Genomic DNA, 26455 nt, shown 5'->3' on the forward strand with positions numbered 1-26455 from the left:
CCCCGAGTCCTGGCCAGGACTCGGGGCGACCGGCGGTAGCGGGGCGGAGCGCGGTGCGTCAGTGGTTGCGGCGGGCGCCCCGCCTGCGCAGGACGTACGCGGTGCCCCCCGCGGCGGCGAGGACGAGGCCGGCGCCCGCGCCGAGCTCGACGGGATTCAGTCCGGCCACGCTGCCGCCGAGGCCCCCGCGGACGCCCAGGGTGGCGCCGCGCGAGGACGCGGGGGCGGGGGCGGTTGCGTTGCTCCTGCCGGTGCTCGTGCCGTTGCTCCTGCCAGTGCCAGTGCCAGTGCCAGTGCCAGTGCCAGTGCCAGTGCCGGTGCCGGTGCCGGTGCTCGCGCCGGTGCTCGCGCCGGTACGGGGCCCCGCGGTGGAGCTCGTCGTGGGCCTGCTGGTGGCGCCGGCGATCGTGAGGTCGGTCGAGCCGGTCTCCCCGTTGCAGGTGAAGGAGACGGAGTACTGGGCTCCGCGCCGGGCGTCCCGGTCCACCGTGACCCGTACGGTCCTGCCCCGCGCGATGTTCACGGTGTCGAAGACTCCGGAGGAGGCGGTGGCGAAGGCGGCGTTGCAGCCGGTGACGGAGAGCACGGCCTGGCCGCCGGGAGCCACTGTCGAAGGGGTGAGGGCGAAGCCGAACGAGGTGATGGGCTGCGGGGCCGCTGTCGCGGCGGGAGCCCCGAGGACGCCGACTGCGAGGGCGGCGCCCGCGGCGCCGGCGCTCATCAGGGCGGTGGCAGAGGTACGTATCGCACCCATGGTTGATTCTCCGGATCCCCGAGGAGCAGCCGCGGAACGGTTTCCGCACGTGGGGGGACGTGCGCCTCGATGTCCGCCACGCTAGGCGCGGCCGCTGCGGCCCGCGATCAGGAACGGGCGAATGGGGCATGGCGCTGGGCCGAACCGGGGACGGGAGGCCCGCCCCCGGTTTGCCCGGGACGTCAGTCGTCCAGTCCCAGATGCGGGAACTGGGCGAGGAACGGCTCGGCGGTGGCCGCGATGCCCCGCCCGAAGGGCGCGTCGAAGTCCCAGATGAGGAACAGCAGGAACGCGATCAGCGCGCTGAACAGACCCGCCAGCAGCAGTTCGCGGAACGACCGGCGGATCTGCAGCGTGAAGATCAGCCCCACCGTCACCAGCGCCCCCACGATGAGCCCGAACCACACCACGCCCGGCATGGTGGCCCCGGCGCTCTGGCCGCGCGCGCTGCGCGCGTCGTCCACGACGGCCACCTGGTCCACCAGCGGCTGGTACGCCTGACCCTCGTGATCGGTCTGGGGTTCGTAGTCCGTCACGTCGCGGCGGATGCGTTCCAGCAACTCCCCGCCGCGGTCCGTGAGATTGCCGTTGTCGGCCATCTGCTTCCACTCCGTGTCCACGACGTAAGAGACGTACGTGTCCACGTCGGACCGGATCTTCCCCCGCACCGCGGCCGGGTAGACCTCGGAGCGCACGCTGATCTCGTGCAGGGCCTGCGCCTCCTGGCGCACGTACTCCTGGGCGGCGCCGCGGCCCTCCCAGACGCCGGCGATCGCCAGGCCCAGGACGATCGCGTAGATCACCCCGATCATCATCGTCATGTACTCGATGACGTCCGGGGTTTCGCTCGGGTCGTCGTCCTCGCCGATCCGGCGGTGGTTGACGAAGGTGATGGACAGCACCACGGCGCAGGCCGCGGCCATCGCGATGCTCAGGACGAGCCATTCCGACAAGATGACTCCCAATGCGTAACGGTCGGGCGGGTCTAGCGCGGGCGCAGCGCGATGATCGCGAGCACCGCGGGAGCCGCGGTCATCAGGGTGAAGGTCACCGGTGAGATGTGGTGCTCCACCGGCTTGCGGGTTTCCGCGTGGTACGTCGGCCGGGCCACCGGCTTCTTCGGCGCGGGTGCGGGCGCGGGCGTCGGCGCGGGTGGGGGCGGGGCCGGTGCGGGGGGCGGCGGCGGGGCGGGTGTCCGGTGCACCGGGGGCGGCGGTGGAGCGGGGGCCGGCTTCGGCGGGGCCGGTTTGGGCGGCTTCGGCGCCGGCGGCGGAGTCGGCGCCGGTTCGGGCGGAGGTGCCGGCGGGGTGGGTGGCGGGGTGGGCGTCGGCTCGGGCGGCGGCGGGGTCGGTGTGGGCTTCGGCGGTGGCGTCGGCTCGGGAGGGCACGGCGGCGGTGGAGGCGGCGGCGGGCAGTGCGGGCGGCCGTGATGGCCGCCTCCGTGGCCATGCCCCTCGCGGGCGCGGCCGTCGCCGTGATGTCCGCCACCCCGGCTGCCTGCGGGCCCGCCTCCGCCGTAGGCCGAGAACGCCCGGACGGCAGCCGCGCCGTCGTCGGCGTCGATCGTCGGGTAGGCGCTGCTATCGGCCACGGCCGGGGTGGCGGCCAGGGCCGCCCACAGCAGGACCGGGACTGCCAGCAGGCGCCTGGTAGAGGCTCTGTTCACCCGGGGAGCATGGGGCCCGCACGCGCCGGTGCACGCTGTGGACGAGCGCGGTTCCCCTGAATGGGTGGAGTGGCGACCGGAGAGGTTTGAGCCACCGCCGAGTGGTGTCCCGGCCGCCAGCGGCCAATTCTCAAAAGGTATTTGTCGGTTTCGATCATTCTCCGAGTCCGGGGCGGTACAGGCCTTTGGTGTGTGACGAAGAACGGATGGCCAATTTCCGCTTTTGCTCGCTCCGTTGGGCAATGATCAGTACATTCGGCTCGGACAGGAGTCCGACCTCGTCCGGACCACCGCAGGACTACGGCTTGGAGACCCCGATGGAGCGCCCCGCCTGGGCCCCGCCAGGCATCGACATATCGGTGCCGAGCGTGTCCCGCATCTACGATTACTACCTGGGCGGCTCCCACAATTTCGAGGTCGACCGCCAGGCCGCCCGTCGGGCCATGGAATTCATGCCGGGCCTGCCCAAGATCATGCAGGCGAACCGGGCATTCATGCGCCGGGCCGTCCGCCACGCGGTCGCCGAGGGCGTCACGCAGTTCCTCGACATCGGCTCCGGCATCCCCACCTTCGGCAATGTCCACGAGATCGCCCAGGCCGCCAGCCCCGAGGCCCGCGTGGTCTACGTCGACCACGACCCGGTGGCCGTCGCGCACAGCCAGGCCGTCCTGGCCGGCCAGGACCGCACCGCGGTCGTCGCCGCCGACCTGCGCAAGCCCCGGGACATCCTGGGCGCCCCGGAGGTTGCCCGGCTGCTCGACCTCGACCGGCCCGTGGCCCTGCTGATGGTCGCCGTCCTGCACTTCCTGGAGGACGCGGACGATCCGTACGCCCTCGTCGCCGAGCTGCGCGACGCGCTGGCTCCGGGCAGCATGCTGGTCCTCACGCACGCCTCGTACGAGGGGATCCCGCTCTCCGAGGACGTCGCGGGCGGCGCCGTGGGCGTCTACCGGGACATCCGCAACCCGCTCGTCATGCGCAGCGGCGAGGAGATCAGCCGCTTCTTCGACGGCTTCGAACTGTTCGAACCGGGCGTCGTGGCCATGCCCAACTGGCGGCCCGACGGCCCCGAGGAGCCGCGGCAAGCCGACGTCCAGGAGGACCCGTACGCCTTCTCGGGCTTCGCCGGAGCGGGACGCAAGGCGTGAGACTCCCGGTACAGACGGCGGGCCCGGCCGCTCCCGCGGCGGGCGCCCCGGGGCCCCGGGGCGTGGCGGCCCCGGAGGTGGCCGAGGCCGCCGCGCACAGCGGTGGCCTCGAGGACCGGATCGGGCGGTTCGCGACCATCTGGGGGCGGGCGATCTTTCCCGTCACGGCGACCTCGCTCACCCGGGTCGAATTCGAGCAGCACCTCGTACCGCTCACCCGGACGCTCGTGGAGGCACTGCACGCCCGGCCCTTCGACGCCGGGGTCGCCCAGCGCGTCGGGGCCGAACTCGTCGCCGTGCACTGCACCGACCCCGAGGCGCTGGCCGGCACCCTCGGCGTCGTCGAGTCGTATCTGGTGCTCTACTGCGGCTCGGACGGCTCCGGCGTCGCCGGCACCGAGGAGTACCGTTCCCGCTGCGCCCGGCTCCAGCACGGGATCGCCGCCGGTTTCGCCCGCGCCCTGCGCGAGCGGACCCTCAAGGAGCAGGAGGCCATCGCCCGCTCCGCGCTGACCGCCCGCATCGACGCCCAACAGGCGCTGCACGCCAGCGAGGAGCGCTTCCGGGCGGTCTTCGAGGGCGCGGCCGTCGGGATCGGCATCGCCGACCTGGAGGGCAACGTCCTGGAGGTCAACGACGCGCTGATGCAGATGTTCGGCGGCATGGACGGGCACGTCCGGGGCCGCAACGTCAGCGAGTGGGGCCACCCCGACGACCACCCGCACGTGTGGCGGATGTACGAGGAGCTCGTGCGCGGCGAGCGCGAGAGCTACCGGGTGGAGAAGCCGTACTACCGGCACGACGGGACCGTGCTGTGGACCAACCTGACGGTCTCGCTGCTGCGCGACACCGAGGGCGTGCCGCAGTACCAGCTGGCCCTGATGGAGGACACCACCGAACGCCGGCTGCTGAACCTGCGCCTGCGCTACGAGGCCACCCACGACGCCCTGACCGGGCTGCCCAACCGGACGCTGTTCTTCGAGCGGCTGGAGAAGGCCCTGAGCGGGGCCGGAGGCAGCCGCTTCGGCCTGTGCTACCTGGACCTCGACGGCTTCAAGGCGGTCAACGACAGTCTCGGCCACTCGGCGGGCGACCGGCTGCTGGTGGAGGTCGCGGACCGGCTCCAGAGCTGCGCGACCGGCCCCGGTGAGGTCGTCGCCCGGCTCGGCGGCGACGAGTTCGTGGCGCTGACCACCGGCGCCGACACCGAGGAGAAGGCCACCGAACTCGCGGTCCGCATCCTGTCCGCCCTGTCCGCGCCCATCCGGCTGGAGGGCCGGGAGCTGACGGTCCGGGGCAGCATCGGCATCGTCGAGGGACCGGCCCGCGAGCGCACCCCGGCCGAGGTCCTGCGCAGCGCCGACATCACCATGTACCGGGCCAAGGCGGCCGGCGGCAACCGCTTCGAATTCGCCGACGCGGAGGCCGACGCCCGCGCCATCACCCGGCACGGCCTGACCAACGCCCTTCCGGCGGCGCTGGAACGCGGCGAGTTCTTCATCGAGTACCAGCCCCTCGTGCACATGCACGACGGCAGTGTGCACGGTGCGGAGGCGCTGGTGCGCTGGTCCCACCCGCAGTACGGGGTGCTCGGCCCGGACCGCTTCATCCCGCTCGCGGAACGCACCGGGCTGATCGTGCCGCTCGGCCGCTGGGTGCTGGAGGAAGCCGTCCGCCAGGCCCGCAACTGGCAGCGCCAGCACGGCGGTTCGGCCCTGCGGATCAACGTCAACCTCTCGCCGACCCAGCTCCACCACCCCGGCCTGGTCGCTGACACGGTCGCGGTCCTGGAGAACTCGGGCCTGGCCCCCGGCGCACTGTGCCTGGAGGTCACCGAGTCGGCCCTGATCGGCGCCGACGACGAACTCCTCGAACCGCTGCGCCGGCTCGCCGCCCTGGGCGTGGACATCGCGCTCGACGACTTCGGCACCGGCTACTCCAACCTGGCCAACCTGCGCCGCCTCCCGGTCAGCGTCCTGAAGCTGGACCGCTCCTTCACGCAGGGGATGCAGCAGCAGCCGGCCAACCCGGTCGACGTCAAGATCGTGGAGGGCATAGTCGCCCTGGCCCACAGCCTCGAACTCGCCGTCACGGTCGAGGGGGTGGAGACGGGCGTTCAGGCGGCCCAGCTCCGTGCCCTCGGCTGCGATACGGCCCAGGGCTGGTACTACGCCCGCCCCGGGGCCCCCGACCGCATCCACGCGCTGCTGCTGGCGGACGCCGTGCCCACCGCCTGACGGTCAGGCGGGGCCGACGGCCGCCGGCTCACGCCCGGCCTCCGTCCCCCGCCCCGGCTCGCGGACCGCGGCCATGACCCGCTGGTGGCGCTCCGCGGTGTCGGCCAGCAGCGCGGCCGCCGCGGGCAGTCGTTCCGCCTCGTACGCCTCGAGTGCCCCGGCCCCCGCGGGCCCGGCGAGCGCGGCGGCCAGGCTTCGGCCGAGGGCGGCCGCGTCCAGGATCCCGGAGTTCATTCCGAGGCCGCCGGCTATCGGGTGGACGTGCGCCGCGTCCCCGGCGAGGAAGGCCCGGCCCTCGCGCATCCGGGCGGCCATCCGGACATTGACCCGCCAGGTCGATATCCAGGTCGGGTCCGCCAGCCGGATCCCTGGCACCCGCGCATGCCGGTCGAAGAGCCGCTGGAAGCCCTCCAGTGAGGGCGGTATCGGCTGCCCCTGCGCATCCAGCTCCGGGGAGGCCTGGAGCTGGAAGGCCTCGGTCCGCGGCATCGGGCAGAGCATGATCCCCCCGCCGTCCGAGGTGAACCACTGGTGCCAGTGGTCCCGGCTCAGTCCTGCCGCCCTGACGTCCCCGAGCACCATCGTGTCCGCCTCCTCGGTGTGCCCCTCGAAGGGGATCCCGAGGAGCTGTCGGATCGTGCTGTGTCCGCCGTCGCATCCGGCCAGGTATCCGGCTCGGACGAGACGGCCGTCCGCCAGTCGCGCGCTGACCCCGCCGGCGTCCTGGCTGATTGCGGCGACCCCGGCCTCGTACTCGACCTGGACGCCGAGGTCGGCGAGCCGGGCGCGGAGCGCCTCCTCGACCTGCCACTGGCCTATGAGGAGGCCGTCGCCGGACGGCGAGTCCTTGATGTGCTCACCGTCGAAGTACTTGCGCAGGACCAGCCCCCGGGTGCCGACGGCGGACATCGGCTCGGCGGCGCCGAGCCGGTCGAAGACCTCCAGACTGCTCGGAATGAGGCCTTTGCCCCGGGACTCGCGGTGCGGTCCGGAGCGTTGGTCGAGGATGCGGACGGCGACGCCGCGCAGGGTCAGGTCGCAGGCCAGTGTGAGTCCGGTCGGGCCGGAGCCCACGATCAGTACGTCGGTCATCGGAGGTCCTCTCGTCGTCGTGGTCCCAAGGAAAGCGGCTCCCCGATGAAAATGCAACCCGGTTACAAAAATAACTTGGTCACGATTCCGTGGTACGGTGTGGGTATGGAAACGGTGCGGATGGACAACACGACGGGTCTGCGGGAGAGCAAGAAGCTCCGCACGCGTCAGCAACTGGCGGCCACGGCGCTGGAGCTCTTCCTGGAGCGGGGCTTCGATGCCGTCTCCGTCGCGGACGTCGCCGCCGCGGCGGAGGTCTCCAAGCCCACCTTGTTCCGGTACTTCCCGAGCAAGGAGGACCTGCTCCTGGACCGGTTCGCCGACCACCAGGACGAGGCCGCACGCATCGTGCGCGACCGGCCCGCCGGTCAGCGCCCGGTCGCCGCCGTCCACGCACACTTCCTCGCGGCCCTCGCCGAGCGGGATCCCATCACCGGGATCTGCGACCACCCCGACGTCCTCGCCTTCGAGCGGCTGCTCCACTCCACCGCGAGCCTGAAGTCCCGCCTGACCCACTACACCGACCGCGAGGTGGAGCTGCTCGCCGCCGTCCTGGAAGCGGAGTCCGCCCCGCCGCTCATAGCCCGTCTCGCCGCGCGCCAACTGGTGGACGCCCGCAAGCAGCTGGGCATGGAGAACTGGCGCCGCGTCGCATCGGGCCAGAGCGCCGACGCGGCCCTCCCGGCCGCCGTGGCCGACGCCGACCGCGCCTTCGGCATGCTGGCCGAAGGCCTCGACCGGACCCTGTCGGCGCTCCCGGCCTGATCAGCCCACCAGGATGCGCTGGAGCTCCCGGGCCGCGCGCGGGGGAGCCACGTCCGTGCGGTGGGCCAAGGCGATGGTGCGGCGCAGCGGGGAGCCCGCCAGGGGGGTGGCCCGAAGGCCGGGGCCGGCGTGGCCCACCACCATCGCCGGCACCACCGCGACGCCGAGTCCCGCCCGCACGAAGCCCAGTACCGCGTCCATCTCGCCGCCCTCCACCGTGAACGCCGGCTCGAACCCCTCCGCACGGCAGGCGGCGACGGTGAGGTCCCGCAGGTCGTAGCCGTGGCGGAACATCACCATCGGCTCGTCCCGCAGTGCCGACACCGTCAGCGGACCGCCGCCCGCCGGGGGCGGGAGCGCCGCCGACGAGACCACCACCAGGTCCTCCGTCAGCAGTTCCACCGTGGTCAGCGCCGGCGCCGAGGGCGGCAGTGGCAGGGCGATCAGCGCGAGGTCCAGGGCCCCGCGCGCGAGTTCCCGGACGAGATCGAGCGAACCGCTCTCCTCGATCAGCAGCTCGATCCCCGGGTGCGCGGTATGGAAGGTGCGCAGCACGCCGGGCAGCAGACCGGTGCACACGCTCGGCGTCGCACCCAGCCGGACCCGGCCGCGCCGCAGCTGCGCCAGTTCCTGCACCTCCAGCCGCGCCGTGTCCGCGTCCGCGAGGATCCGCCGGGCCAGCGGCAGCAGGGCCTCGCCCGCGTCGGTGAGCGCGATGTTGCCGCGCGCCCGGCTGAAGAGCTCCGCGCCCAGCTCCCGTTCGAGCGCCTTGATCTGCTGCGAGAGCGAGGGCTGGGCCACGTGCTCCCGCTCCGCGGCGCGCGTGAAGTGCCGGGTCTCGGCCACGGCCACGAAGTACACCAGCTGCTGGAACTGCATGGCCCCAGGTTAACCCCGTCATAGGCAATCCCTATCGAGATCAGCCTCATCATGTCTTGGACCTTTCGGCGCCCGGGTCCTTACCGTCGCTGGCATGGCTCTGGCACCGCGGACGGATCGACAGCCGTCCACCACGCGCACACTCTGGGACTCATCCGTCGGCAAGAAGTCCGTGATGGCCGTCTCCGGCCTGATCATGCTCGGCTACCTCGTCGTGCACATGCTCGGCAACCTGAAGATCTTCTTCGGAGCGGAGGAGTTCAACGGCTACGCCCACTGGCTGCGCACCCTCGGTGCGCCCTTCCTGCACCACGAGTGGGCCCTGTGGATCGTGCGGGTGGTCCTGGTCGCCGCCGTCGTCGCCCACGCGGTGTGCGCCTACCAGCTCAGCCGCCGTGACAACAAGGCCCGCCCGGTGAAGTACGCCCACAAGCGCCGCGGCGCGAGCTACGCGACGCGCACGATGCGCTGGGGCGGCATCATCCTCGCGCTCTTCATCGTGTGGCACCTGCTCGACCTGACCACGCTCACCGTCAACGAGCGCGCCTGGGCCGGCCATCCGTACGAGAACGTCCTCGCCACCTTCTCCACCTGGTACGGCAACACCATCTACCTCGTCGCCATGGCCGCCCTCGGCCTGCACGTCCGCCACGGCTTCTGGAGCGCCGCGCAGACCCTCGGCCAGGGCAGCGCCCGACGCGACCGGACGCTGAAGTTCCTGGCGAACGCCCTGGCCCTCGTCCTCTTCGCGGGCTTCGTCTCCGTACCCGTCGCCGTCATGACCGGAGTGGTGAGCTGACCATGAGCAGCACCTATACGAACTACACCACCGGCGAGCCCATCGCCGACACCAAGGCCCCCGCGGGCCCGATCGCCGAGCGCTGGGACCGCCGCCGCTTCGAGGCCAAGCTCGTCAATCCGGCCAACCGCCGCAAGCACCGCATCATCGTCGTCGGCACCGGCCTGGCAGGCGGCGCCGCCGGCGCCACCCTCGCCGAACAGGGCTACCGCGTCATCCAGTTCTGCTTCTCCGACTCCCCGCGCCGCGCCCACTCCATCGCCGCGCAGGGCGGGATCAACGCCGCCAAGAACTACCGCAACGACGGCGACTCCGTACACCGCCTCTTCTACGACACCGTCAAGGGCGGAGACTTCCGCGCCCGCGAGTCCAACGTCCACCGCCTCGCACAGATCTCCGTGGAGATCATCGACCAGTGCGTGGCCCAGGGCGTCCCCTTCGCCCGCGAGTACGGCGGCCTCCTCGACACCCGCTCCTTCGGCGGCGTCCAGGTGTCCCGCACCTTCTACGCCCGCGGCCAGACCGGACAGCAGCTCCTCCTCGGCGCCTACCAGGCGCTCTCCCGCCAGATCGCCGCCGGCAACGTGGAGATGCACGCCCGTACCGAGATGCTCGACCTGATCACCGTGGACGGGGTGGCCCGCGGCATCGTCGCCCGCGATCTCGTCACCGGCCGCGTCGACACCCACTACGCCGACGCCGTCGTCCTGGCGAGCGGCGGCTACGGCAACGTCTTCTACCTCTCCACCAACGCCATGAACTCCAACGCGACCGCCGTCTGGCGGGCGCACCGGCGCGGCGCCTACTTCGCCAACCCCTGCTTCACCCAGATCCACCCCACCTGCATCCCGCGCACCGGCGACCACCAGTCCAAGCTCACCCTGATGAGCGAGTCCCTGCGCAACGACGGCCGCATCTGGGTCCCCAAGGCCAAGGGCGACACCCGCGCCGCCGCCGACATCCCCGAGGCGGAGCGCGACTACTACCTGGAGCGGATCTACCCCTCCTTCGGCAACCTCGTGCCCCGCGACATCGCCTCCCGCGCCGCCAAGAACGTCTGCGACGAAGGCCGCGGCGTGGGCCCCGGCGGCCAGGGCGTCTACCTCGACTTCGCCGACGCCATCAGCCGCATGGGCAAGGACGAGGTCGCCGAGAAGTACGGCAACCTCTTCGAGATGTACGAGCGGATCACCGCGGAGGACCCGTACGAGGTCCCCATGCGGATCTATCCCGCCGTGCACTACACGATGGGCGGCCTGTGGGTCGACTACGACCTCCAGACCACCGTCCCCGGACTCTTCGCGATCGGCGAGGCGAACTTCTCCGACCACGGCGCCAACCGCCTCGGCGCCTCCGCCCTGATGCAGGGCCTCGGTGACGGCTACTTCGTCCTCCCCTCCACCATCAACGACTACCTGGCGCGCCACCCGCACCAGGACGCCGTGGACGACACCCACCCCGAGGTGCGCGACGCCGTGGGGGAGACCCGGGAGCGGCTGGAGCGGCTGCTCGCCGTCGACGGGGACCGCACCCCCGACTCCTTCCACCGGGAGATCGGCGAACTCATGTGGGAGTACTGCGGGATGGCCCGCACCGAGGAGGGGCTGCGCAAGGCCCTCGAGCGGATCCCCGAGATCCGGCAGGAGTTCTGGCGGCGCGTCAAGGTCCCCGGCACCGGCGAGGAGTTCAACCAGTCGCTGGAGAAGGCCAACCGCATCGTCGACTACCTCGAACTCGCCGAGCTGATGTGCCTCGACGCCCTCCACCGCGCCGAGTCCTGCGGCGGCCACTTCCGCGCGGAGTCCCAGACCCCGGACGGCGAAGCCGCCCGCAAGGACGAGGAGTTCGGCTACGCGGCCGCCTGGGAGTTCGGCGGCGCCGGCGCCGCCCCCGTCCTGCACAAGGAAGACCTCGTCTTCGAGTACGTCCACCCCACCCAGCGGAGCTACGCATGAAGCTCAACCTGCGCGTCTGGCGCCAGCAGAACGCCGACGCCCCCGGCGCCATGGTCTCGTACGAGGTCGACGGCATCTCGAAGGACATGTCCTTCCTGGAGATGCTCGACACCCTCAACGAAGACCTCATCCTGCGCGGCGAGGAACCGGTCGCCTTCGACCACGACTGCCGCGAGGGCATCTGCGGCGCGTGCAGCCTCGTCATCAACGGCGACGCCCACGGCCCGGAACGCACCACCACCTGTCAGCTCCACATGCGCTCCTTCGCCGACGGCGACACCCTCGACGTCGAGCCGTGGCGGGCGTCCGCGTTCCCCGTGGTCAAGGACCTCGTCGTGGACCGCGGCGCCTTCGACCGCATCATCCAGGCCGGCGGCTACATCACCGCGCCGACCGGCTCCGCCCCCGAGGCGCACGCCACCGCCGTGCCCAAGGCCGACGCCGACCAGGCCTTCGAGCACGCCGAGTGCATCGGCTGCGGTGCCTGCGTGGCAGCCTGCCCCAACGGTTCGGCGATGCTCTTCACCTCGGCGAAGGTCAACCACCTGGGCGTGCTGCCGCAGGGGTCGCCGGAGCGGGAGACCCGGGTCCTGGACATGGTGGCGACCATGGACGACGAGGGCTTCGGCGGCTGCACGCTGACGGGGGAGTGCGCCACGGCCTGCCCCAAGGGGATCCCCCTCCCGTCGATCGCCGCCATGAACAGGGAGTGGCTGCGGGCGGTCCGCAAGGGACCCCGCTGACCTGTGCGTTTCATAAGAATGAGGCCTGGTGGAGGCGTCGTGCGGGACCGGGCCGGGCAGGGCCGGTCCACCGGGCGGGAGCCGACACCGCCGATCGGATGATCGCAGCGGCGCCCGTCGTGCCGTGACCGGCCGCCCTCCCGGGCATGGGTGACAGTGTGCCCATGCCTCAAGCCCCCACCGGGTCCGGACCGCGGCGCCGAACCGTGCTGGCCGCCGCCCTCGCCCCGCTCGCGGCGGCCGGCTGCGCCGAGGAGCACCCCCGCAGCCCGGCCCCCGGCCCCGGGGCCGCCAAGGACGCACTGGTCATGGTGATCCGGCACGCCGAGAAGCCGTACGCCGGGGACACCGGCGAGGACGAAGAGGGCAACGAGGACCCCGGGTTCCTGGCCGGCCGGGGCTGGCGCCGGGCCCAGGAGCTCCCCGCCCTCTTCCCGCCGGCCCGCGGCGCCGCGCTGCCGCGCCCCGGGGCCGTCTTCGCGACCGGTGGCAAGACCGGTGCGCCCGCCCGGTGCCGTCAGACCGTGGAGGCGCTGGCCACGGCGCTGCGCACGCCGGTCCGCACCGAGTTCGCCCTCGGCGCCGAGCCCGCCCTCGGCCGGGCCGTGCTCGCCGCGCGGATGCCCGTCCTCGTGTGCTGGGAGCACACCGGCATCCCCCGCCTCATCGCGGCCCTGGGCGTGCACGGGGTCCTCGGCGTGCCCGCCACCTGGCCCGACCGCTATGACCTGGTGTGGATGTTCACCCGTCAACAAGGTGTGTGGAGCTTCCGGGAGGTGCCGCAGCACCTGCTGCCGGGCGACGCCTGAGCGACCCCGCGGTACGGGCGTACGCTGAGAAGTGGACTCGGGGCAGGTTGTGCGCCGCGGAGGTAAATGATCATGGCTGGAATCGTGCACAAGGGCTTCGATTCCGCGGATGAGACGCGTCAGTTCGAGGACGGCACGGGCAAGCTCGACCTGATCGACACCGATCACGGACCGGTGGGCCGGGCCGTGTTCGAGCCGGGCTGGCAGTGGTCGAAGCACATCAAGCCCATCGCCGGGACCGACAGCTGCCAGGCCGCCCACGTGGGCTACATGGTCAGCGGCCGCATGAAGGTCGTCATGGACGACGGCGAGAGCGTCGAGATAGAGCCCGGGGACTTCCTCCAGATAGACCCCGGTCACGACGCCTGGGTCCTCGGCGACGAACAGTGCGTGGTCCTCGACTGGCAGGGTTACGGGAACTTCGCCAAGCCCGCCTGAACCGCACCGCACCGCACCGCACCGGACCGCACCGCACCGGACCGCACCGCCGGTCCGGGAGGCCGAGCTCCGGAAGGCTCAACCCCGGGAAGCGACAGCTCGCGCCAAGTGGCCCGCCGTACGGCTGCCGGGGGCGCGGGCCACGTCGGCCGGAGTCCCCGCGGCCACGACGCGGCCGCCGTCCGCGCCGCCGCCCGGGCCGAGGTCGACGACCCAGTCAGCGCCCGCCACCACCGCCATGTCGTGCTCCACGACCACCACCGAATGCCCGGCGTCCACCAGGCCGTGCAACTGCCGCAGCAGCACCAGCACATCGGCGGGGTGGAGCCCGGCCGTCGGCTCGTCCAGCAGGTACAGGGTGTGGTCGCGGCGCAGCCGCTGGAGCTCGGCCGCCAGCTTGATCCGCTGCGCCTCGCCGCCCGACAGCTCGGTGGCCGGCTGGCCGAGCCGCAGGTACCCCAGCCCGATCTCCTCCAGCGCGCGCAGGCTGCGCGCCGCCGCCGGGACCTCCGCGAAGAAGGCCGTCGCCGCCTCCACCGTCAGCCCGAGCACCTCGGCGATGTTCAGGCCCGCGTAACGGACCTCCAGTGTCTCGGAGTTGTACCGGGCGCCCGCGCACTCGGGGCACGGGGCGTACGTACTGGGCAGGAAGAGCAGCTCCACCGACACGAAGCCCTCGCCCTGGCAGGTTTCGCAGCGGCCGCCCGGCACGTTGAAGGAGAACCGGCCCGCCTTCCAGCCGCGCGCCTTCGCCTCTGGCGCCGCCGTGAAGAGTTTGCGCACCACGTCGAACAGCCCCGTGTACGTGGCCAGGTTGGAGCGCGGCGTACGGCCGATCGGTTTCTGGTCCACCTCCACCAGGCGCCGTACCGGGAACCCGGGGTCCGTCAGCCGCTCCGCGACCTCCTGCGCGAGCGCCTGACCCACCAGCGTGGACTTGCCCGAACCCGACACCCCGGTCACCGCCGTGAACACGCCGAGCGGGAACTCGGCCGAGACGTCGCGGAGGTTGTGGCGGTCGATGCCGCTCAGCCGCACGAAGCCGGTCGCCGTCCGCACCGGGCGCGGGGGGCCGGCCTCGGCCGAGGGCCCCTGCCCCGCGAAGAGGTGGCGCGCCGTCGCGGACTGCGCGACCCCGGCCAGCGCCTCGGGCGGCCCGCTGTGCAGCACCCGACCACCGTGCTCCCCGGCCAGCGGCCCGACCTCCACCAGCCAGTCGGCGTGCCGCACCACGTCAAGGTGGTGCTCCACGACGAACACCGTGTTCCCCGCCTCCTTGAGCCGGTCCAGTACGCCGAGCAGCGCCTCGGTGTCGGCCGGGTGCAGCCCCGCCGACGGCTCGTCGAGCACGTACACCACCCCGAACAGCCCCGACCGCAACTGCGTCGCCAGCCGCAGCCGCTGCAGCTCGCCCGCCGACAGGCTGGGCGCGGTGCGGTCCAGGCTCAGGTAGCCGAGCCCGAGCTCGGTGACGGGCGCGATCCGCGAGCGCAGGTCCTCGCCCAGCACCCTGGCGGCCTCACCGCCCCCGCCTCCGGAGGCGCCCGCGCTCGCCAGGACCGCGTCCAGCGCGGTCAGCGGAAGCGCCGCCAGCTCCGCGATCGTGCGGCCGGCGAAGGTCACGGACAGGGCCTCCGGGCGCAGCCGCCGCCCCTCGCACACCGGGCAGGGCGAATCGGTGAGGAACTTCTCGGCGCGGGCCCGCAGGGTGGCGCTCTTGCTGTCCGCGAACGTCCGCATCACATAGCGGTGGGCGCTCATGTACGTTCCCTGGTACGGCCGTTGGATCCGGTCGGCCTCCCGCACCGGGTGGACCGTCACCACCGGCTGCTCCTCGGTGAACAGGATCCACTCCCGCTCCGCGGCGGGCAGCTTCCGCCAGGGCGCGTCCACGTCGTGGCCGAGGGCTTCCAGGACGTCCCGCAGGTTCTTGCCCTGCCAGGCTCCGGGCCAGGCCGCGATGGCGCCTTGACGGATCGACAGTTGCGGTTCGGGGACGAGGAGTTCCTCGCTCGTGTGGTGGATCCGGCCGAGCCCCTGACAGGAAGGGCAGGCGCCGGCCGCGGTGTTGGGGGAGAAGGCGTCAGAGTCCAGCCGTTCGGCGCCCGGGGGGTAGGTGCCGGCCCGTGAGAACAGCATCCGCAGGGAGTTGGACAGCAGGGTCACCGTCCCGACCGAGGAGCGGGAGCCGGGGGACGAGCGCCGCTGCTCCAGTGAAATGGCGGGAGGCAGTCCGGTGATGGAGTCCACCTTCGGCGCGCCGACCTGGTGGATCAGCCGGCGGGCGTACGGTGCCACGGACTCGAAGTACCGGCGCTGGGCCTCGGCGTAGAGCGTCCCGAAGGCCAGCGAGCTCTTGCCGGAGCCCGAGACCCCGGTGAACACGGTCAGCGCATCGCGCGGGATGTCCACGTCGACTCCGCGCAGATTGTGCTCCCGGGCGCCGCGGACCCGTACGAACGGGTCGTGGGGCGCGGGACCCGAGGGGCCGGCGGGAACGATCGGGCCGGAGGCAATGGTCGGGCCGGCCGGAGCATCCTGCGTGGAGTCGTGCATTCGTCCCATTTTAGGGGGCACCGGCGTTCGAGGTCGCAGGGTCACGCTCCGGCGATGCGGGCGAGCCTCTCGTAGGAGTCCAGCAGGGCCGTACGGTCGTACGTGGAGGTGGTGACCAGGAGCTCGTCCGCTCCGGTCAGCTCCGCCACCTCGGCCAGCTGCTCCGCGACCTGCTCCTGCGTACCGTGGACGTGCCCGGCGAGGGCGCCCTCGTACAACTCGCGCTCCTTGGGGGTCATGGCCAGGGCTTCGACCTCCTCGGCGGGGCGCAGCGGCGGGAAGCTGCCGTGGGTGCGGGAGTACGCGAGGGACCAGGCCTCGGGGACCAGGATCCGCCGGGCGGCCTCGGCGGTGGCGGCGACCGCGACCGACCCGGAGACGACCACGTACGGCTCCGCGCCCCGGGCGGAGGGCCGGAACTCCTCGCGGTAGCCCTCGATGATCTCCGCCACCCGGGCGCGCGTGCGCAGATCGCCCACCACCAGCGGCAGCCCGGCGCGCGCCGCGATCCCGGCGCCCTCGCCGGTGGCCAGCACGTAGGCCGGGATCCGCAGCCCCTCGGCGGGCCGGGCGTGCACCTCGGGATGCGCCCGCTGGGTACCGTCGAGCCAGCCCAGCAGCTCGGCCAGCTGCTCCTCGAAACGGTCGGCGTCCCCGGTGTCGCGGCCCAGGGCGCGCCGGATCCCGCCGGTGAAGCCGACGGAGCGGCCGAGGCCCATGTCGATCCGGCCGGGGAACAGCGACTCCAGGACCCCGAACTGCTCCGCGACCACCAGCGGCTGGTGGTTGGGCAGCATCACCCCGCCCGTGCCGACGCGGATCCGCCGGGTCGCTCCGGCGACGGCGGCGGCCAGCACGGTCGGCGCGGAGCCCGCGGCCCCGGGGACGCTGTGGTGCTCCGACACCCAGAAGCGGTGGTAGCCGAGCGCGTCCGCCCTGCGGGCCAGCTCCACGGTGTCCCGAAGGGCCTGCGGGGCCGGGTGGCCCTCGCGGGTGCGGGACCGGTCGAGTATCGAGAGTTTTCGCATCACACAGTGCTCAACGCCCGCCGGCCCCGGGGATTCCCCGTGTGCGGGCCGGGGCGCTGCCTACGCTGGGGTCCATGAGCGAGATCAACAACCGTCGGCCGCTGGCCGTCTTCGACATCGACAACACCCTGGCCGACACCGATCACCGCCAGCACTTCCTCGAGCGCCGGCCCCGGGACTGGGAGGGCTTCTTCGGGGCGGCCCCGGCCGATCCGCCGCTCGCGCGCGGGATCGCCCTGGCGGTGGAGAGCGCCGCGGACTGCGAGGTGGTGTACCTGACCGGCCGTCCGGAGCGGTGCCGCGCGGACACGGCCGAATGGCTGACCCGGCACGGGCTGCCCGAGGGGCGGCTGTGGATGCGCGGGAACCAGGACCGGCGGCCGGCCCGGACCACGAAGCTGGAGGTGCTGAAGCGGATCTCCCGGGGGCGGGAGGTGCGGATGCTCGTGGACGACGACGAGCTGGTGTGCCAGTCGGCCCGTGCGGCCGGATTCCGGGTGGTCCTGGCGGACTGGGCGGCGGACGCGCCGGAGCTCAAGACCGCCCAGGAGGGCGAGGGCCGCACCTGAGGTGCCGAACGCCGAACGCCGAACGCCGGGCGTCGGGCATCGGACGTCGGGCCGCGCCCGGGCGCCTCGGGGGAAGCCCCGGTCTCAGTCCTGGCCTTGCTTCGGGTGCCCTGGCCAGGGCACGCCCCCGTCCTGCCTCAGTTCTCGCCGTCGAGGCGGAATCCGACCTTCAGTCCGACCTGGTAGTGCGCGATCTCGCCGTTCTCGATGTGCCCGCGGATCTGGATCACCTCAAGCCAGTCAAGGTTGTGGAGCGTCTCGCCCGCGCGGGCGACGCCATTGCGGATGGCTTGATCGATGCCCTCGTGGGAGGTGCCGACGATCTCGGTGACCCGGTACGTGTGATTGGACATGGAGGTCTCCCGACACTGGGGGGCTTTTGCCTTGTTCCACGGTGCCCCAGTAAGTCCGGGTCCGCGAACTTTGGCTCGGCAATCACGAGCGAAAGGGGCTTGACCGCCCCATTGGTCTATGCCAATTTCAAGCCATCTGAGATCGAACCCCCAGAAGGTGACCCTCGTGAAGATGCGCTTCATCGCCGTGTGCACCGCCCTCGCGGCCGCGGCCGCCCTCACCGGCTGCGGCCGGCTGGCCGCATCGGGCGGTGGACCGCAGAAGGTGACGCTCTGGCTGATGAAGGGCAGCGCGTCGCAGGACTTCGTCGCCGGTTTCACCGCGTCGTTCGAGAAGGAACATCCCGGCATCGACCTCGACGTGAAGATCCAGGAATGGACGGGCATCGGCGACAAGGTCAACGCCGTGCTCGACGGGACGGCCAAGGAGGGCGCCGACGTCATCGAGGTCGGCAACACCCAGGTCGCCCAGTACGTCGAGACCGGCGGGCTCTGCGAGCTCACCCTGGAGGGACTGCGCAACTGGGGCAGCAGGGACTGGCTCAAGGGCCTCGCCGACCCCGGCAGCATCAACGGCGCCCAGTACGGCATCCCTTGGTACGCCGCCAACCGCGTGGTGATCTACAACAAGGAACTCTTCGCGAACGCGGGGATCAAGGCCACGCCCAAGAACCGCGCGGAGTGGATCACGGCCACCCAGAAGCTCGACAAGGGCGGCCAGCAGGGCATCTACCTCGCGGGCCAGAACTGGTACGTCCTCGCCGGCTTCGTGTGGGACGAGGGCGGCGAACTCGCCGTCGAGACCGGCGGCCAGTGGGTCGGCACCCTCGACGACGAGAAGGCCCTGGCGGGCATGGAGTTCTACAAGCAGCTCCAGGCCCTCGGCGACGGCCCGAAGGACGCAGACGAGGAGACGCCCCCGCAGTCCGAGGTCTTCGCCCGCGGCCGGGTCGCGCAGATCATCGCCCCGCCCGGCCAGGCCGCCGCGATCGAGGCCGCCAACCCGGAGCTCAAGGGCAAGCTCGGCTTCTTCCCGATCCCCGGCAAGACCTCCGAGAAGGTCGGCTCCGTCTTCACCGGCGGCTCCGACCTGATCATCCCGGAGCGGACGAAGAGCCGGAAGAACGCCGTCGACCTGATCACGGCCCTGGTCAGCGAGCAATGGCAGACCGAGCTCGCCCGCACGATGAGCTACGTACCGAACAAGACCACCCTCGCGCACGTCGTCGAGGGCAACGAGGGCGCCGCCGCCATGGCCCCCGGCGCCGCCCAGGGCCGGGCCACCCCGAAGTCCGCCCGCTGGGCCGAGGTCGAGGCCGAGAACCCGATCAAGCCGTTCATGACGGCCGTGCTCACCGGTCAGGACCCCAGGCAGGCCGCGACGGCGGCCTCGGGCAGCATCAGCAAGGTCCTCAGCTCCGACCGCTGATCCCGCACCGCCCCGCACCGCCCCGCCCCGCCCCGCCACGCCCCGCCCGCGCCGCTGATCCTCTGGTCAGGCAAGGCGTCCGCCGAGTTCAGCGTCCGCACATCCGAGGGCCGCGGAGCGGTCATGTCGAATCCAGCCAGTCACGGAAGAAGTAAAGGAGCCGGGCCGCACACCCGCGGGCCCGGCACTCCGTGCCCGGATCAGGAGCCGCCATGACCATCGCCCCCCTGTCGCCGGCCGCAGAATCCCCCCTGCGGCCGGTTCAGGCCACCGTCACCGCCCCGGCACCCCGCTACGCCGTACGCCTCGCCCGCACCGAGGACGAGGTCCGCGCCGCCCAGCGGCTGCGCCACCAGGTCTTCGCCGGGGAACTCGGCGCCCGCCTCGACGGGCCCGAGCCCGGACTCGACTCCGACGCCTTCGACGCGTACTGCGATCACCTCATCGTCCTCGACGAGGAGACCGAGCAGGTCGCCGGCACCTACCGGATCCTGCCCCCCGAGCGGGCCGCCGTCGCCGGACGCCTCTACTCCGAGGGCGAGTTCGACCTCTCCGCCCTCGACCCGATCCGCTCCGACCTCGTCGAGGTCGGCCGCTCCTGCGTCCACCCCGACCACCGCAACGGCGCCGTCATCGCCCTGATCTGGGCCGGTCTCGCCCGCTACATGGACCGCTCCGGCCACAACTGGCTCGCCGGCTGCTGCTCGATACCGCTCGCCGACGGCGGCGCCCTCGCGGCCGCCGCCCGCGGACACGTCCTCACCCGCAGCCTCGCCCCCGCCGAGTACCGGGTCACCCCGCACCTGCCCTGGAACCCCGAGGGCATCGCCTTCCCCGACCGCGTGGAGCTGCCCCCGCTGCTGCGCGGCTACCTGCGCCTGGGCGCCTGGGTCTGCGGCGAGCCCGCCCTCGACGCCGAGTTCGGCTGCGCCGACCTGTACGTCCTGCTCTCCCTGCGCCGCACCAACCCCCGCTACCTCAAGCACTTCCTCTCGCTCGTCCCGGGCGCATGAGCACCTGGCTGCCCACCTCGCCCTGTACCCCCGAGGCCTGCGCGGGCCACGAGGGGCGCACGGCGGGCGTGCCGCGCGCGGTGCTCCGGCTCGGCGCCGCCGTCGCCGTGATCCTGCTGGGGATCCTGGGCGCCCCGCCCGTCCGGCTGCTGCCCGAACGCCCCCGGCACGCGGTGGCGCGGGCCTGGGCCGCCGTGCTGCTGGGTGTTTTCGGGATACGGATCACCGTGCAGGGGAGTCCGGGGCCGGACGGCGCCCGCCTGATCGTCGCCAACCACATCTCCTGGCTCGACATCCCGCTCGTCGTCGCCGTGCTGCCCTGCCGGATGCTGGCCAAGAGCGACATCCGCGGCTGGCCGGTGCTCGGCCGGCTCGCCGGGCAGGCCGGGACCCTGTTCATCGAACGCGACCGGATCCGGGCCCTGCCCGCCACCGTCGAGACCGTCACCCGCGCGTTGCTGGCCGGTGACCGGATCACCGTCTACCCCGAGGGCTCCACCTGGTGCGGGCGCGCCCAAGGGACCTTCCGGCGGGCCGCCTTCCAGTCCGCGCTGGACGCGCGGGTCCCCGTACAGCCGGTACGGCTCGCGTACCGGCTGTCGGACGGGAGCCCGGCCGGGGCGCCCGCCTTCGTCGGGGACGATCCGCTGACCGCCTCGCTGTGGCGGATCGCGCGGGCCCGCGGGGTGCGGGCCGAGGTCCTGCTGCTGCCGCGGATCCCGCCGGGCCGGTACGCGGACCGGCGGGACCTCGCGGCCGCCGCTCAGGCGGCCGTGTGCGGCGGGGCCGAGCGGCCGATGCTGTCCGGCGTACCCTCACGGCCGTCGGTGCCGACCCCGTTCGCGACCGACAGCGACAGTGCGAAGCGACCCGCCGCATCCGTCCACCAGTGGGTCAACTCAAGCCCAGCCGACGCCAGTTCCTTCCGCACCCCCGCCTGACGGAACTTCGCGGAGACCTCCGTCAAGATCTCCTCACCCACCGCGAAGGGCACCTCCAGATCCAGCTCCCGCACCTTCACCAGCAGCTCCGACCGGGCCCGCAGCCGCATCTCGATCCACTCCTGCTCCCGATTCCACACCGCCACGTGCGCGAAGTCGGCGGTGTGGAAGTCCGCCCCCAACTCCCGGTTGATGACGGTCAGTACGTTCTTGTTGAACTCGGCCGTCACCCCCTGCGCATCGTCGTACGCCGCCACCAGCACGGCCTCGTCCTTCACCAGGTCCGTGCCCATCAGCAGCGCGTCCCCGGGCGCGAGCATCGCCCGCACGTCCGCCAGGAACACGGCACGCTCCGGCGGCAGCAGGTTCCCGACCGTGCCGCCCAGGAACACCACCAGCCGCGGTCCGGGGGAGTCCGGCAGCCGCAGCGGCTTGGTGAAATCGGCCAGCAACGCGTGCACCCGCAGCCCCGAATGCGCCGCCAGCAGCGTCTGCGCCGCGCCCTTGAGCGCGCTCTCGCTCACATCGACCGGCACGTACGTGTCCAGTGCGGGCATCGCCTCGATCAGGTGCCGGGTCTTCTCCGAGGAACCGGAGCCCAGTTCCACCAGGGTGCGGGCGCCGCTCACCGAGGCGATCTCCCGGGCCCGCTCCAGCAGGATCTCCCGCTCGGCGCGCGTCGGATAGTACTCGGGCAACCGGGTGATCTGCTCGAAGAGTTCACTGCCGCGGGTGTCGTAGAACCACTTCGGCGGCAGCACCTTGGGGGACCGGGCCAGCCCGGTCAGCACGTCGTGGCGCAGTGCCGTTTCCGCGGCGTGCTCGTCGAGGGTCCGGGTCAGCAGGAAGTCACTCACGGGGCTTCTCCTCCTTGGGTGCGGCCTCCTTGAGCGAGGTCAGTTCGACCCTCGTCCGGGTGGCGGTCAGCAGGGTCCGGTCGGGTACTTCACACCAGCGCGAGTCGTCGTCGTACGGCTCCGACGCCACCACCGTGCGCTGCCCCGGTACGTCGGCCAGGTACCAGAGCGAATCCCCCCAGGCCGTGGCCGCGATGGCCTCGCCGTCGGTCAGCAGCAGATTGAGCCGCGAGCCGGGCGCCGCCCCGGCCAGCTCCCGCACGGGCCCGGCCAGCGCCGGGCCGAGATCGTCGCCGCTGCGCAGCCGGTGCAGGACCAGCGCCCATATCAGCGCCGAATCGGTGCGGGCGGCCAGCGACAGCAGTTCTTCGGGCGGCAGGGCGGCCGCCACCGGAGCCACCGCGTCCGGCCAGTCCCGCAGCATTCCGTTGTGGCTGAACAGCCACCGTCCGGCCGTGAACGGCGTCGCCGCGGCCTCGCCGTCCGCCCCCGCGAACGTGGCGTCCCGGATGGCCCCGAGCAGCGCACCGCTGCGCACCACCCGGGCCAGGTCGGCGAAGGTGAGGTCGCCCCACACCGGCCCGGCCCGCCGGTAGCGGGCGGGCACCGGGTCGCCCTGCGCGTACCAGCCGATGCCGAAGCCGTCGGCGTTGACGGTGCCGTGCCGCTGTCGGCGGGGCTCCCAGGACTGCCGCACCAGCGAGTGCTCGGGCTCGCTCAGCAGCCGTCCCATCGGTACCACCGGTCCCAGGTACGCGAGGTGACGGCACATCAGACATCACCGTCCCGCGCGGTCCGGAAGCCGGAGAAGATCTGCCGGCGCACCGGCAGGTCCCAGTTGCGGAACGTGCCCCGGCAGGCCACCGGGTCCACCGCGAAGGAGCCGCCGCGCAGCACCTTGTGCTCGGGGCCGAAGAACACCTCCGAGTACTCGCGGTACGGGAACGCCCGGAATCCGGGGTAGGGCAGGAAGTCGGAGGACGTCCACTCCCACACGTCGCCGATCAGCTGGCGCACCCCGAGCGGGGACGCCCCGGCCGGATAGCTGCCCGCGGGGGCCGGGCGCAGATGGCGCTGGCCCAGATTGGCGTGCGCGGGAGTGGGGTCCGCGTCGCCCCACGGGTAGCGCGTGGAGCGCCCGGTCGCCGGGTCGTGGCGGGCGGCCTTCTCCCACTCCGCCTCCGTGGGCAGCCGGCGCCCCGCCCAGCGGGCATAGGCGTCAGCCTCGTACCAGCTGACGTGCAGCACCGGCTCGTCGGCGGGCACCGGCTCGATCACGCCGAAGCGGCGGCGCAGCCACTCGTCCGCCTCGCGGTGCCAGAACAGCGGGGCCTCGATGCCGCTTCCGCGGATCTGCCGCCACCCGTCCGCGGCCCACCAGCGCTCCTCGCGGTAGCCGCCGTCCGCCATGAATGCCTGGTACTGCGCATTGGTCACCGGAGTCGTGTCGATCCAGAACGGCCCGATGTCCGCTGTGTGCGCAGGGCGTTCGTTGTCCAGCGACCACGGCTCGGCGGAGGTGCCCATCGTGAAGGGGCCTCCCGGCACCAGGACTTCACGCGCCCGCGGCGCGGGGCCCTGCGGGGGTCCGGGATCCGGGGCGGCCAGTACCGCCGCCCCCTGCCGTAGCTGATGGGTGATCAACATCGTTTCGTCGTGCTGCTGCTCGTGCTGGGCGATCATCCCGAAGACATAGCCGTCGGCCAGCAGGGCCGTGCCCTCCAGCGGGGTGTGCTCCAGCAGGTCGAAGACCCGCCCGCGCACCTCCGCCGTGTACCGGCGGGCCTCCTCGGGCCCCAGCAGCGGCAGCTTCGGCCGCTCGGCGCGGGGATGCTCGAAGGCGTCGTACAGCGGGTCGATCTCGGGGCGCATCGACTCGCGCCCCGCCACCTGGCGCAGCAGCCACAGCTCCTCCATGTTCCCGATGTGCGCCAGGTCCCAGACCAGGGGCGACATGAGGGGGGAGTGCTGGGCGGTCAGGTCCTGGTCGGACACGGCGTCGGTGAGCCCGGCGGTGCGGACGCGGGCCTCGGTCAGGGCGCGGACGGCGCGCTCGCGCAGCAGTTCCGGTTCGGTGGTCATGCGAGCGCCTCCCCGCCGGTCGGCCGGTACGGGGGCGGGTCGTCGGCCGGACAGCGGCCGCGTCGTACGTAGCGGTCGGTGAACTCCGCGACGGTGTCCCGCACATGGGCGCTCGCGCCGAGCCGGGGCAGCGCCCCGGCCGCGGCCCGGAAACAGGCCTTGGCGGCCGCGCGCAGCTCCGGGTCGGCCAGGCCGTGGCGGGCGGCCGAGCGCCACAGCGGATTGCGGGGCGCGGGCTGTGGCCCGTGGGTGTCGGCCAGTGCCTTCGCCACCCGGTACGCGGTCTCGGCGGCCTCCGGGTCGTCGAACAGCGCATGGACGACGGCGACCGGGACCAGCCAGCCGTCGTCACCGGGCTGCGCGTCGATCATGCGCAGTTCGAGGTGGCCGCGGGGGCGTACGGGAGGGAACAGCGTGGTCAGGTGGTAGTGCAGGTCCTCGACGGTGACCGGGCGCGGGCCGCCCGTCCGGAGCCAGTCGCGGAAGGTCAGCCCCCGGGGCGCGGTCCAGGGCCCGTCACCCTCGGACCGTAGGCACATCACCTCGGTGTCCAGCACCTGCCGGGTCCACGCCGCCCGCGGCTCCGCGTCCAGCGGCGGGGCCAGGGTGCGCCGGGTGTCGAGGTCGCTCCAGATGCCCTGGCGGGAACAGCGCCAGCCGGCGTACGGGCCCACGCCTCCGGGCGAGTTGGCGAACGCGGCGACCAGCACCGCGCCGACGAGGTGCGCGAGCCGCCAGCGCCGGCCGTGGCCGAGCGGGCCCGGTTCCTCCTGGCCGGCGTCCACGCAGACCTGTACGGAAGCGGTGGCGCACATCATGGCCCGGCCGGCCGGGCCGGTGCGGTCGAAGTAGGCCTCCATCGCCGCGTAGCGCGGGCTGCTGGTCAGCATCCGGCGGTACGGGCGGCGCGGGTCCTGGCCGAGGCCGGCCAGGACCAGGCCCTGGGTGCGCAGGGCGCCCCGTACGGCGGTCAGGTCGGCCTGGAGGCCGTTGACGCACTCGGTGAGGGAGGCGGCGGGCGCCGAGCTGAGCTCCAGCTGCCCGCCGGGCTCGACGGTGACCCGGGAACGCAGCGGCAGGGCGCGGGCCGCGTCGTGCGCGGCGGCGAGCCGCTCGTGGGGCAGGGGCTGCCCGGGGCGCTCGGCGTCGAGCACCAGCCATTCGAGCTCGGCACCGAGGAGCCGGGGCGGGCCCGTCTTGAAACAGATGCCGTGGATCAGCTCCTCGGCGGCGGTTTCGGTCAGCCGCGCGTCGCGGGTCCGGTCGGCGCGGGGCGGCGCGGGGGGTGGTGCATCGGGCAGTGCACGGGGCAGCGCGTGGGGCGGTGCGCGGTGCGGCGCGTGGGGCGCGGGCGAGTCTTGGGACATGACCGGGTCCTCGTCTCCTGTCGTCGGCCGTGACATCACCCGTGCCTACCCGTCCCTTCGGGCGCAAATCCCGTTGCCCCGCATGCCGGTGGCGCGGAAGATCACGGCATGAGCAGCAGATTGCGCGAGATCGCGCGGGAGAACGCGGAGATCGTGGCGGCCGGGTGTTACCGGACGCCGTCGGGACGGCAGCTGTCGCTCGCCGCCGCCGTGGCGGAAGCCAAGGCAGGAACCAGGATATATGGACCAAACCAGGTCATTCCAGATGAGAACCTTCCTGCCGGAGTCGGCACGACGGCCGTGGAGGTCACGGACGAGAGCAGCACGGTCGCAGCCCGCAGGCTCGCGTCCGACTGGCCCGAGGCCTCCCCGGTCGCGGTGCTGAACTTCGCTTCGGCCCGCAATCCCGGGGGCGGGTACGTCCGCGGGGCCAAGGCCCAGGAGGAGGCGCTGTGCCGCGCGTCGGCCCTCTACGAGACCCTGCTGGAGGCACCGGAGTACTACGAGGTCCACCGCGCCGAACGCAGCACCTTCTACACCGACCGGGTGATTCACTCGCCCGGGGTGCCCGTCTTCCGCGACGACCGGGGCGAACTGCTGGAGACCCCGTTCCGGGCGGGCTTCCTCACCTCCCCGGCCCCGAACGCGGGCACGATCCGGCGCCAGGAACCAGAGCGGGCGGCCGAGATCCCGGCGGCCCTGGCCCGCCGCGCGGAACTCGTCCTCGAGGTGGCGGCGCTGCACGGCTACCGGCGGCTCGTGCTGGGCGCCTGGGGGTGCGGGGTCTTCCAGAACGACCCGGCCGAGGTGGCGGAGGCCTTCCGGGCGCTCCTGGCCGGCCGCTTCGCGGGGGTGTTCGAACGGGTGGTGTTCGGCGTGCTCGACCGCAAGCCGCAGCCGCGGGAGGCCTTCGAGCGCGCGTTCCGGGGATGGGCTGCCTGACCCGCGGACCGGGCCGGGCCGCCCTCCCGCCCG

24 protein-coding genes and 1 pseudogene are annotated in these 26455 nt (G+C 72.9%); 14 read left to right on the forward strand and 11 right to left on the reverse strand.

Annotation, left to right across the window (positions count from 1 at the left end; genetic code table 11):
* Positions 1-58: 58 nt before the first annotated feature.
* Together ACFWB8_RS24135 and ACFWB8_RS24140 are read right to left on the reverse strand one after the other, a co-directional pair.
* A complete protein-coding gene (locus ACFWB8_RS24135) occupies positions 59-754 on the reverse strand; it encodes a hypothetical protein (RefSeq protein WP_385230697.1) in 696 nt (231 codons plus the stop codon).
* A gap of 182 nt (positions 755-936) precedes the next feature.
* Positions 937-1707, reverse strand: coding sequence for a hypothetical protein (locus ACFWB8_RS24140; RefSeq protein ID WP_385230700.1), 771 nt, complete (start codon positions 1705-1707; stop codon positions 937-939).
* 51 nt (positions 1708-1758) lie between these two features.
* Between ACFWB8_RS24140 and ACFWB8_RS24145 the strand changes: the two genes are divergently transcribed.
* The 3 genes from ACFWB8_RS24145 (at position 1759) to ACFWB8_RS24155 (ending at position 5805) form a co-directional block, all read left to right on the forward strand.
* Positions 1759-2184, forward strand: coding sequence for a hypothetical protein (locus tag ACFWB8_RS24145; RefSeq protein WP_385230703.1), 426 nt, complete (start codon positions 1759-1761; stop codon positions 2182-2184).
* A 553-nt stretch (positions 2185-2737) separates the two neighbouring features.
* On the forward strand, positions 2738-3568 hold the full coding sequence (locus ACFWB8_RS24150) for an SAM-dependent methyltransferase (RefSeq protein WP_385230818.1): 831 nt from the start codon (positions 2738-2740) through the stop codon (positions 3566-3568).
* 62 nt (positions 3569-3630) lie between these two features.
* Entirely contained in the window at positions 3631-5805 is a 2175-nt protein-coding gene (locus ACFWB8_RS24155; RefSeq protein ID WP_385230821.1) for a putative bifunctional diguanylate cyclase/phosphodiesterase, read from the forward strand.
* Positions 5806-5808: 3 nt separating this feature from the next.
* Here ACFWB8_RS24155 and ACFWB8_RS24160 read toward each other — a convergent pair whose 3' ends face one another.
* The gene (locus tag ACFWB8_RS24160; protein ID WP_385230706.1) at positions 5809-6897 is read right to left on the reverse strand and encodes an FAD-dependent monooxygenase; all 1089 of its coding nucleotides are present in this window, start codon (positions 6895-6897) and stop codon (positions 5809-5811) included.
* A gap of 105 nt (positions 6898-7002) precedes the next feature.
* Here ACFWB8_RS24160 and ACFWB8_RS24165 point away from each other — a divergent pair, with 105 nt between their 5' ends.
* Positions 7003-7662 (forward strand): TetR/AcrR family transcriptional regulator, encoded by a 660-nt coding sequence (locus ACFWB8_RS24165; protein ID WP_385230709.1) that lies wholly within the window; start codon positions 7003-7005, stop codon positions 7660-7662.
* Here ACFWB8_RS24165 and ACFWB8_RS24170 read toward each other — a convergent pair whose 3' ends face one another.
* Complete coding sequence (locus ACFWB8_RS24170; protein ID WP_385230712.1) at positions 7663-8541, reverse strand: LysR family transcriptional regulator; 879 nt, start codon at positions 8539-8541, stop codon at positions 7663-7665. It lies immediately after the preceding gene.
* A 94-nt stretch (positions 8542-8635) separates the two neighbouring features.
* On the opposite strand from ACFWB8_RS24170, the gene ACFWB8_RS24175 reads away from it, so the two are divergent.
* From ACFWB8_RS24175 to ACFWB8_RS24195, 5 genes are all read left to right on the forward strand, one after another.
* Positions 8636-9340 carry a succinate dehydrogenase gene (locus ACFWB8_RS24175; RefSeq protein ID WP_385230715.1) on the forward strand — a complete coding sequence of 235 codons (705 nt, stop codon included), beginning with the start codon at positions 8636-8638 and terminating at the stop codon, positions 9338-9340.
* Positions 9341-9342: 2 nt separating this feature from the next.
* Positions 9343-11295 carry a fumarate reductase/succinate dehydrogenase flavoprotein subunit gene (locus ACFWB8_RS24180; protein ID WP_385230718.1) on the forward strand — a complete coding sequence of 651 codons (1953 nt, stop codon included), beginning with the start codon at positions 9343-9345 and terminating at the stop codon, positions 11293-11295.
* Complete coding sequence (locus ACFWB8_RS24185) at positions 11292-12038, forward strand: succinate dehydrogenase/fumarate reductase iron-sulfur subunit (RefSeq protein ID WP_385230721.1); 747 nt, start codon at positions 11292-11294, stop codon at positions 12036-12038. The genes ACFWB8_RS24180 and ACFWB8_RS24185 overlap by 4 nt, the downstream gene beginning before the upstream one ends.
* Positions 12039-12202: 164 nt before the next feature.
* Positions 12203-12847, forward strand: a complete 645-nt coding sequence (locus tag ACFWB8_RS24190; RefSeq protein WP_385230725.1) for a hypothetical protein — start codon at positions 12203-12205, stop codon at positions 12845-12847.
* Between the two features lie 72 nt (positions 12848-12919).
* Complete coding sequence (locus ACFWB8_RS24195) at positions 12920-13285, forward strand: cupin domain-containing protein (protein WP_385230728.1); 366 nt, start codon at positions 12920-12922, stop codon at positions 13283-13285.
* Positions 13286-13363: 78 nt separating this feature from the next.
* Here ACFWB8_RS24195 and ACFWB8_RS24200 read toward each other — a convergent pair whose 3' ends face one another.
* Positions 13364-15841, reverse strand: coding sequence for an ABC transporter (locus ACFWB8_RS24200; protein WP_385230731.1), 2478 nt, complete (start codon positions 15839-15841; stop codon positions 13364-13366).
* Between the two features lie 41 nt (positions 15842-15882).
* Positions 15883-16869, reverse strand: a complete 987-nt coding sequence (locus tag ACFWB8_RS24205) for an LLM class flavin-dependent oxidoreductase (RefSeq protein ID WP_385230734.1) — start codon at positions 16867-16869, stop codon at positions 15883-15885.
* A gap of 74 nt (positions 16870-16943) precedes the next feature.
* Here ACFWB8_RS24205 and ACFWB8_RS24210 point away from each other — a divergent pair, with 74 nt between their 5' ends.
* A complete protein-coding gene (locus ACFWB8_RS24210) occupies positions 16944-17438 on the forward strand; it encodes a hypothetical protein (RefSeq protein WP_385230737.1) in 495 nt (164 codons plus the stop codon).
* Positions 17439-17575: 137 nt separating this feature from the next.
* Here ACFWB8_RS24210 and ACFWB8_RS24215 read toward each other — a convergent pair whose 3' ends face one another.
* Positions 17576-17791, reverse strand: a complete 216-nt coding sequence (locus ACFWB8_RS24215; protein WP_385230740.1) for a dodecin — start codon at positions 17789-17791, stop codon at positions 17576-17578.
* Between the two features lie 166 nt (positions 17792-17957).
* Between ACFWB8_RS24215 and ACFWB8_RS24220 the strand changes: the two genes are divergently transcribed.
* The 3 genes and pseudogenes from ACFWB8_RS24220 to ACFWB8_RS24230 all read left to right on the forward strand — a co-directional run.
* On the forward strand, positions 17958-19220 hold the full coding sequence (locus ACFWB8_RS24220; RefSeq protein ID WP_385230743.1) for an extracellular solute-binding protein: 1263 nt from the start codon (positions 17958-17960) through the stop codon (positions 19218-19220).
* Positions 19221-19432: 212 nt separating this feature from the next.
* Positions 19433-20233: a GNAT family N-acetyltransferase gene (locus ACFWB8_RS24225; RefSeq protein WP_385230746.1), complete on the forward strand. Its 801-nt coding sequence runs from the start codon at positions 19433-19435 to the stop codon at positions 20231-20233.
* Positions 20230-20757, forward strand: a pseudogene (locus ACFWB8_RS24230) (lysophospholipid acyltransferase family protein); the annotation flags it as partial. The gene ACFWB8_RS24225 and the pseudogene ACFWB8_RS24230, both read left to right, overlap by 4 nt.
* Positions 20758-20996: 239 nt before the next feature.
* On the opposite strand, the gene egtD reads toward ACFWB8_RS24230, so the two are convergent.
* The 4 genes from egtD to egtA are packed head-to-tail and all read right to left on the reverse strand — an operon-like array spanning position 20997 to position 25480.
* Entirely contained in the window at positions 20997-22031 is a 1035-nt protein-coding gene (egtD, locus tag ACFWB8_RS24235; protein WP_385230749.1) for an L-histidine N(alpha)-methyltransferase, read from the reverse strand.
* On the reverse strand, positions 22024-22803 hold the full coding sequence (gene egtC / locus ACFWB8_RS24240; RefSeq protein ID WP_385230752.1) for an ergothioneine biosynthesis protein EgtC: 780 nt from the start codon (positions 22801-22803) through the stop codon (positions 22024-22026). The genes egtD and egtC overlap by 8 nt, the downstream gene beginning before the upstream one ends.
* A complete protein-coding gene (egtB, locus tag ACFWB8_RS24245; protein ID WP_385230755.1) occupies positions 22803-24113 on the reverse strand; it encodes an ergothioneine biosynthesis protein EgtB in 1311 nt (436 codons plus the stop codon). Before egtB ends, egtC begins: the two co-directional genes overlap by 1 nt.
* On the reverse strand, positions 24110-25480 hold the full coding sequence (gene egtA / locus ACFWB8_RS24250; RefSeq protein ID WP_385230758.1) for an ergothioneine biosynthesis glutamate--cysteine ligase EgtA: 1371 nt from the start codon (positions 25478-25480) through the stop codon (positions 24110-24112). The genes egtB and egtA overlap by 4 nt, the downstream gene beginning before the upstream one ends.
* Positions 25481-25588: 108 nt before the next feature.
* On the opposite strand from egtA, the gene ACFWB8_RS24255 reads away from it, so the two are divergent.
* Entirely contained in the window at positions 25589-26422 is an 834-nt protein-coding gene (locus ACFWB8_RS24255; protein WP_385230761.1) for a TIGR02452 family protein, read from the forward strand.
* Positions 26423-26455 lie beyond the last annotated feature (33 nt).

It is taken from the genome of Streptomyces sp. NPDC060031 (assembly GCF_042736805.1).
Classification (GTDB): domain Bacteria; phylum Actinomycetota; class Actinomycetes; order Streptomycetales; family Streptomycetaceae; genus Streptomyces.

Excerpts from the sequence above, each read along its gene's own strand:
- ACFWB8_RS24180 (WP_385230718.1), top strand. The coding sequence starts at position 9,343 with ATGAGCAGCACCTATACGAACTACACCACCGGCGAGCCCATCGCCGAC.
- ACFWB8_RS24215 (WP_385230740.1), bottom strand. The coding sequence starts at position 17,791 with ATGTCCAATCACACGTACCGGGTCACCGAGATCGTCGGCACCTCCCAC.
- ACFWB8_RS24205 (WP_385230734.1), bottom strand. The coding sequence starts at position 16,869 with ATGCGAAAACTCTCGATACTCGACCGGTCCCGCACCCGCGAGGGCCAC.
- egtB (WP_385230755.1), bottom strand. The coding sequence starts at position 24,113 with ATGACCACCGAACCGGAACTGCTGCGCGAGCGCGCCGTCCGCGCCCTG.
- ACFWB8_RS24150 (WP_385230818.1), top strand. The coding sequence starts at position 2,738 with ATGGAGCGCCCCGCCTGGGCCCCGCCAGGCATCGACATATCGGTGCCG.
- ACFWB8_RS24225 (WP_385230746.1), top strand. The coding sequence starts at position 19,433 with ATGACCATCGCCCCCCTGTCGCCGGCCGCAGAATCCCCCCTGCGGCCG.
- ACFWB8_RS24190 (WP_385230725.1), top strand. The coding sequence starts at position 12,203 with ATGCCTCAAGCCCCCACCGGGTCCGGACCGCGGCGCCGAACCGTGCTG.
- ACFWB8_RS24160 (WP_385230706.1), bottom strand. The coding sequence starts at position 6,897 with ATGACCGACGTACTGATCGTGGGCTCCGGCCCGACCGGACTCACACTG.
- egtA (WP_385230758.1), bottom strand. The coding sequence starts at position 25,480 with ATGTCCCAAGACTCGCCCGCGCCCCACGCGCCGCACCGCGCACCGCCC.
- ACFWB8_RS24135 (WP_385230697.1), bottom strand. The coding sequence starts at position 754 with ATGGGTGCGATACGTACCTCTGCCACCGCCCTGATGAGCGCCGGCGCC.
- ACFWB8_RS24175 (WP_385230715.1), top strand. The coding sequence starts at position 8,636 with ATGGCTCTGGCACCGCGGACGGATCGACAGCCGTCCACCACGCGCACA.
- ACFWB8_RS24165 (WP_385230709.1), top strand. The coding sequence starts at position 7,003 with ATGGAAACGGTGCGGATGGACAACACGACGGGTCTGCGGGAGAGCAAG.
- egtC (WP_385230752.1), bottom strand. The coding sequence starts at position 22,803 with ATGTGCCGTCACCTCGCGTACCTGGGACCGGTGGTACCGATGGGACGG.
- ACFWB8_RS24255 (WP_385230761.1), top strand. The coding sequence starts at position 25,589 with ATGAGCAGCAGATTGCGCGAGATCGCGCGGGAGAACGCGGAGATCGTG.
- ACFWB8_RS24200 (WP_385230731.1), bottom strand. The coding sequence starts at position 15,841 with ATGCACGACTCCACGCAGGATGCTCCGGCCGGCCCGACCATTGCCTCC.
- ACFWB8_RS24210 (WP_385230737.1), top strand. The coding sequence starts at position 16,944 with ATGAGCGAGATCAACAACCGTCGGCCGCTGGCCGTCTTCGACATCGAC.
- ACFWB8_RS24185 (WP_385230721.1), top strand. The coding sequence starts at position 11,292 with ATGAAGCTCAACCTGCGCGTCTGGCGCCAGCAGAACGCCGACGCCCCC.
- ACFWB8_RS24170 (WP_385230712.1), bottom strand. The coding sequence starts at position 8,541 with ATGCAGTTCCAGCAGCTGGTGTACTTCGTGGCCGTGGCCGAGACCCGG.
- ACFWB8_RS24145 (WP_385230703.1), top strand. The coding sequence starts at position 1,759 with ATGATCGCGAGCACCGCGGGAGCCGCGGTCATCAGGGTGAAGGTCACC.
- ACFWB8_RS24195 (WP_385230728.1), top strand. The coding sequence starts at position 12,920 with ATGGCTGGAATCGTGCACAAGGGCTTCGATTCCGCGGATGAGACGCGT.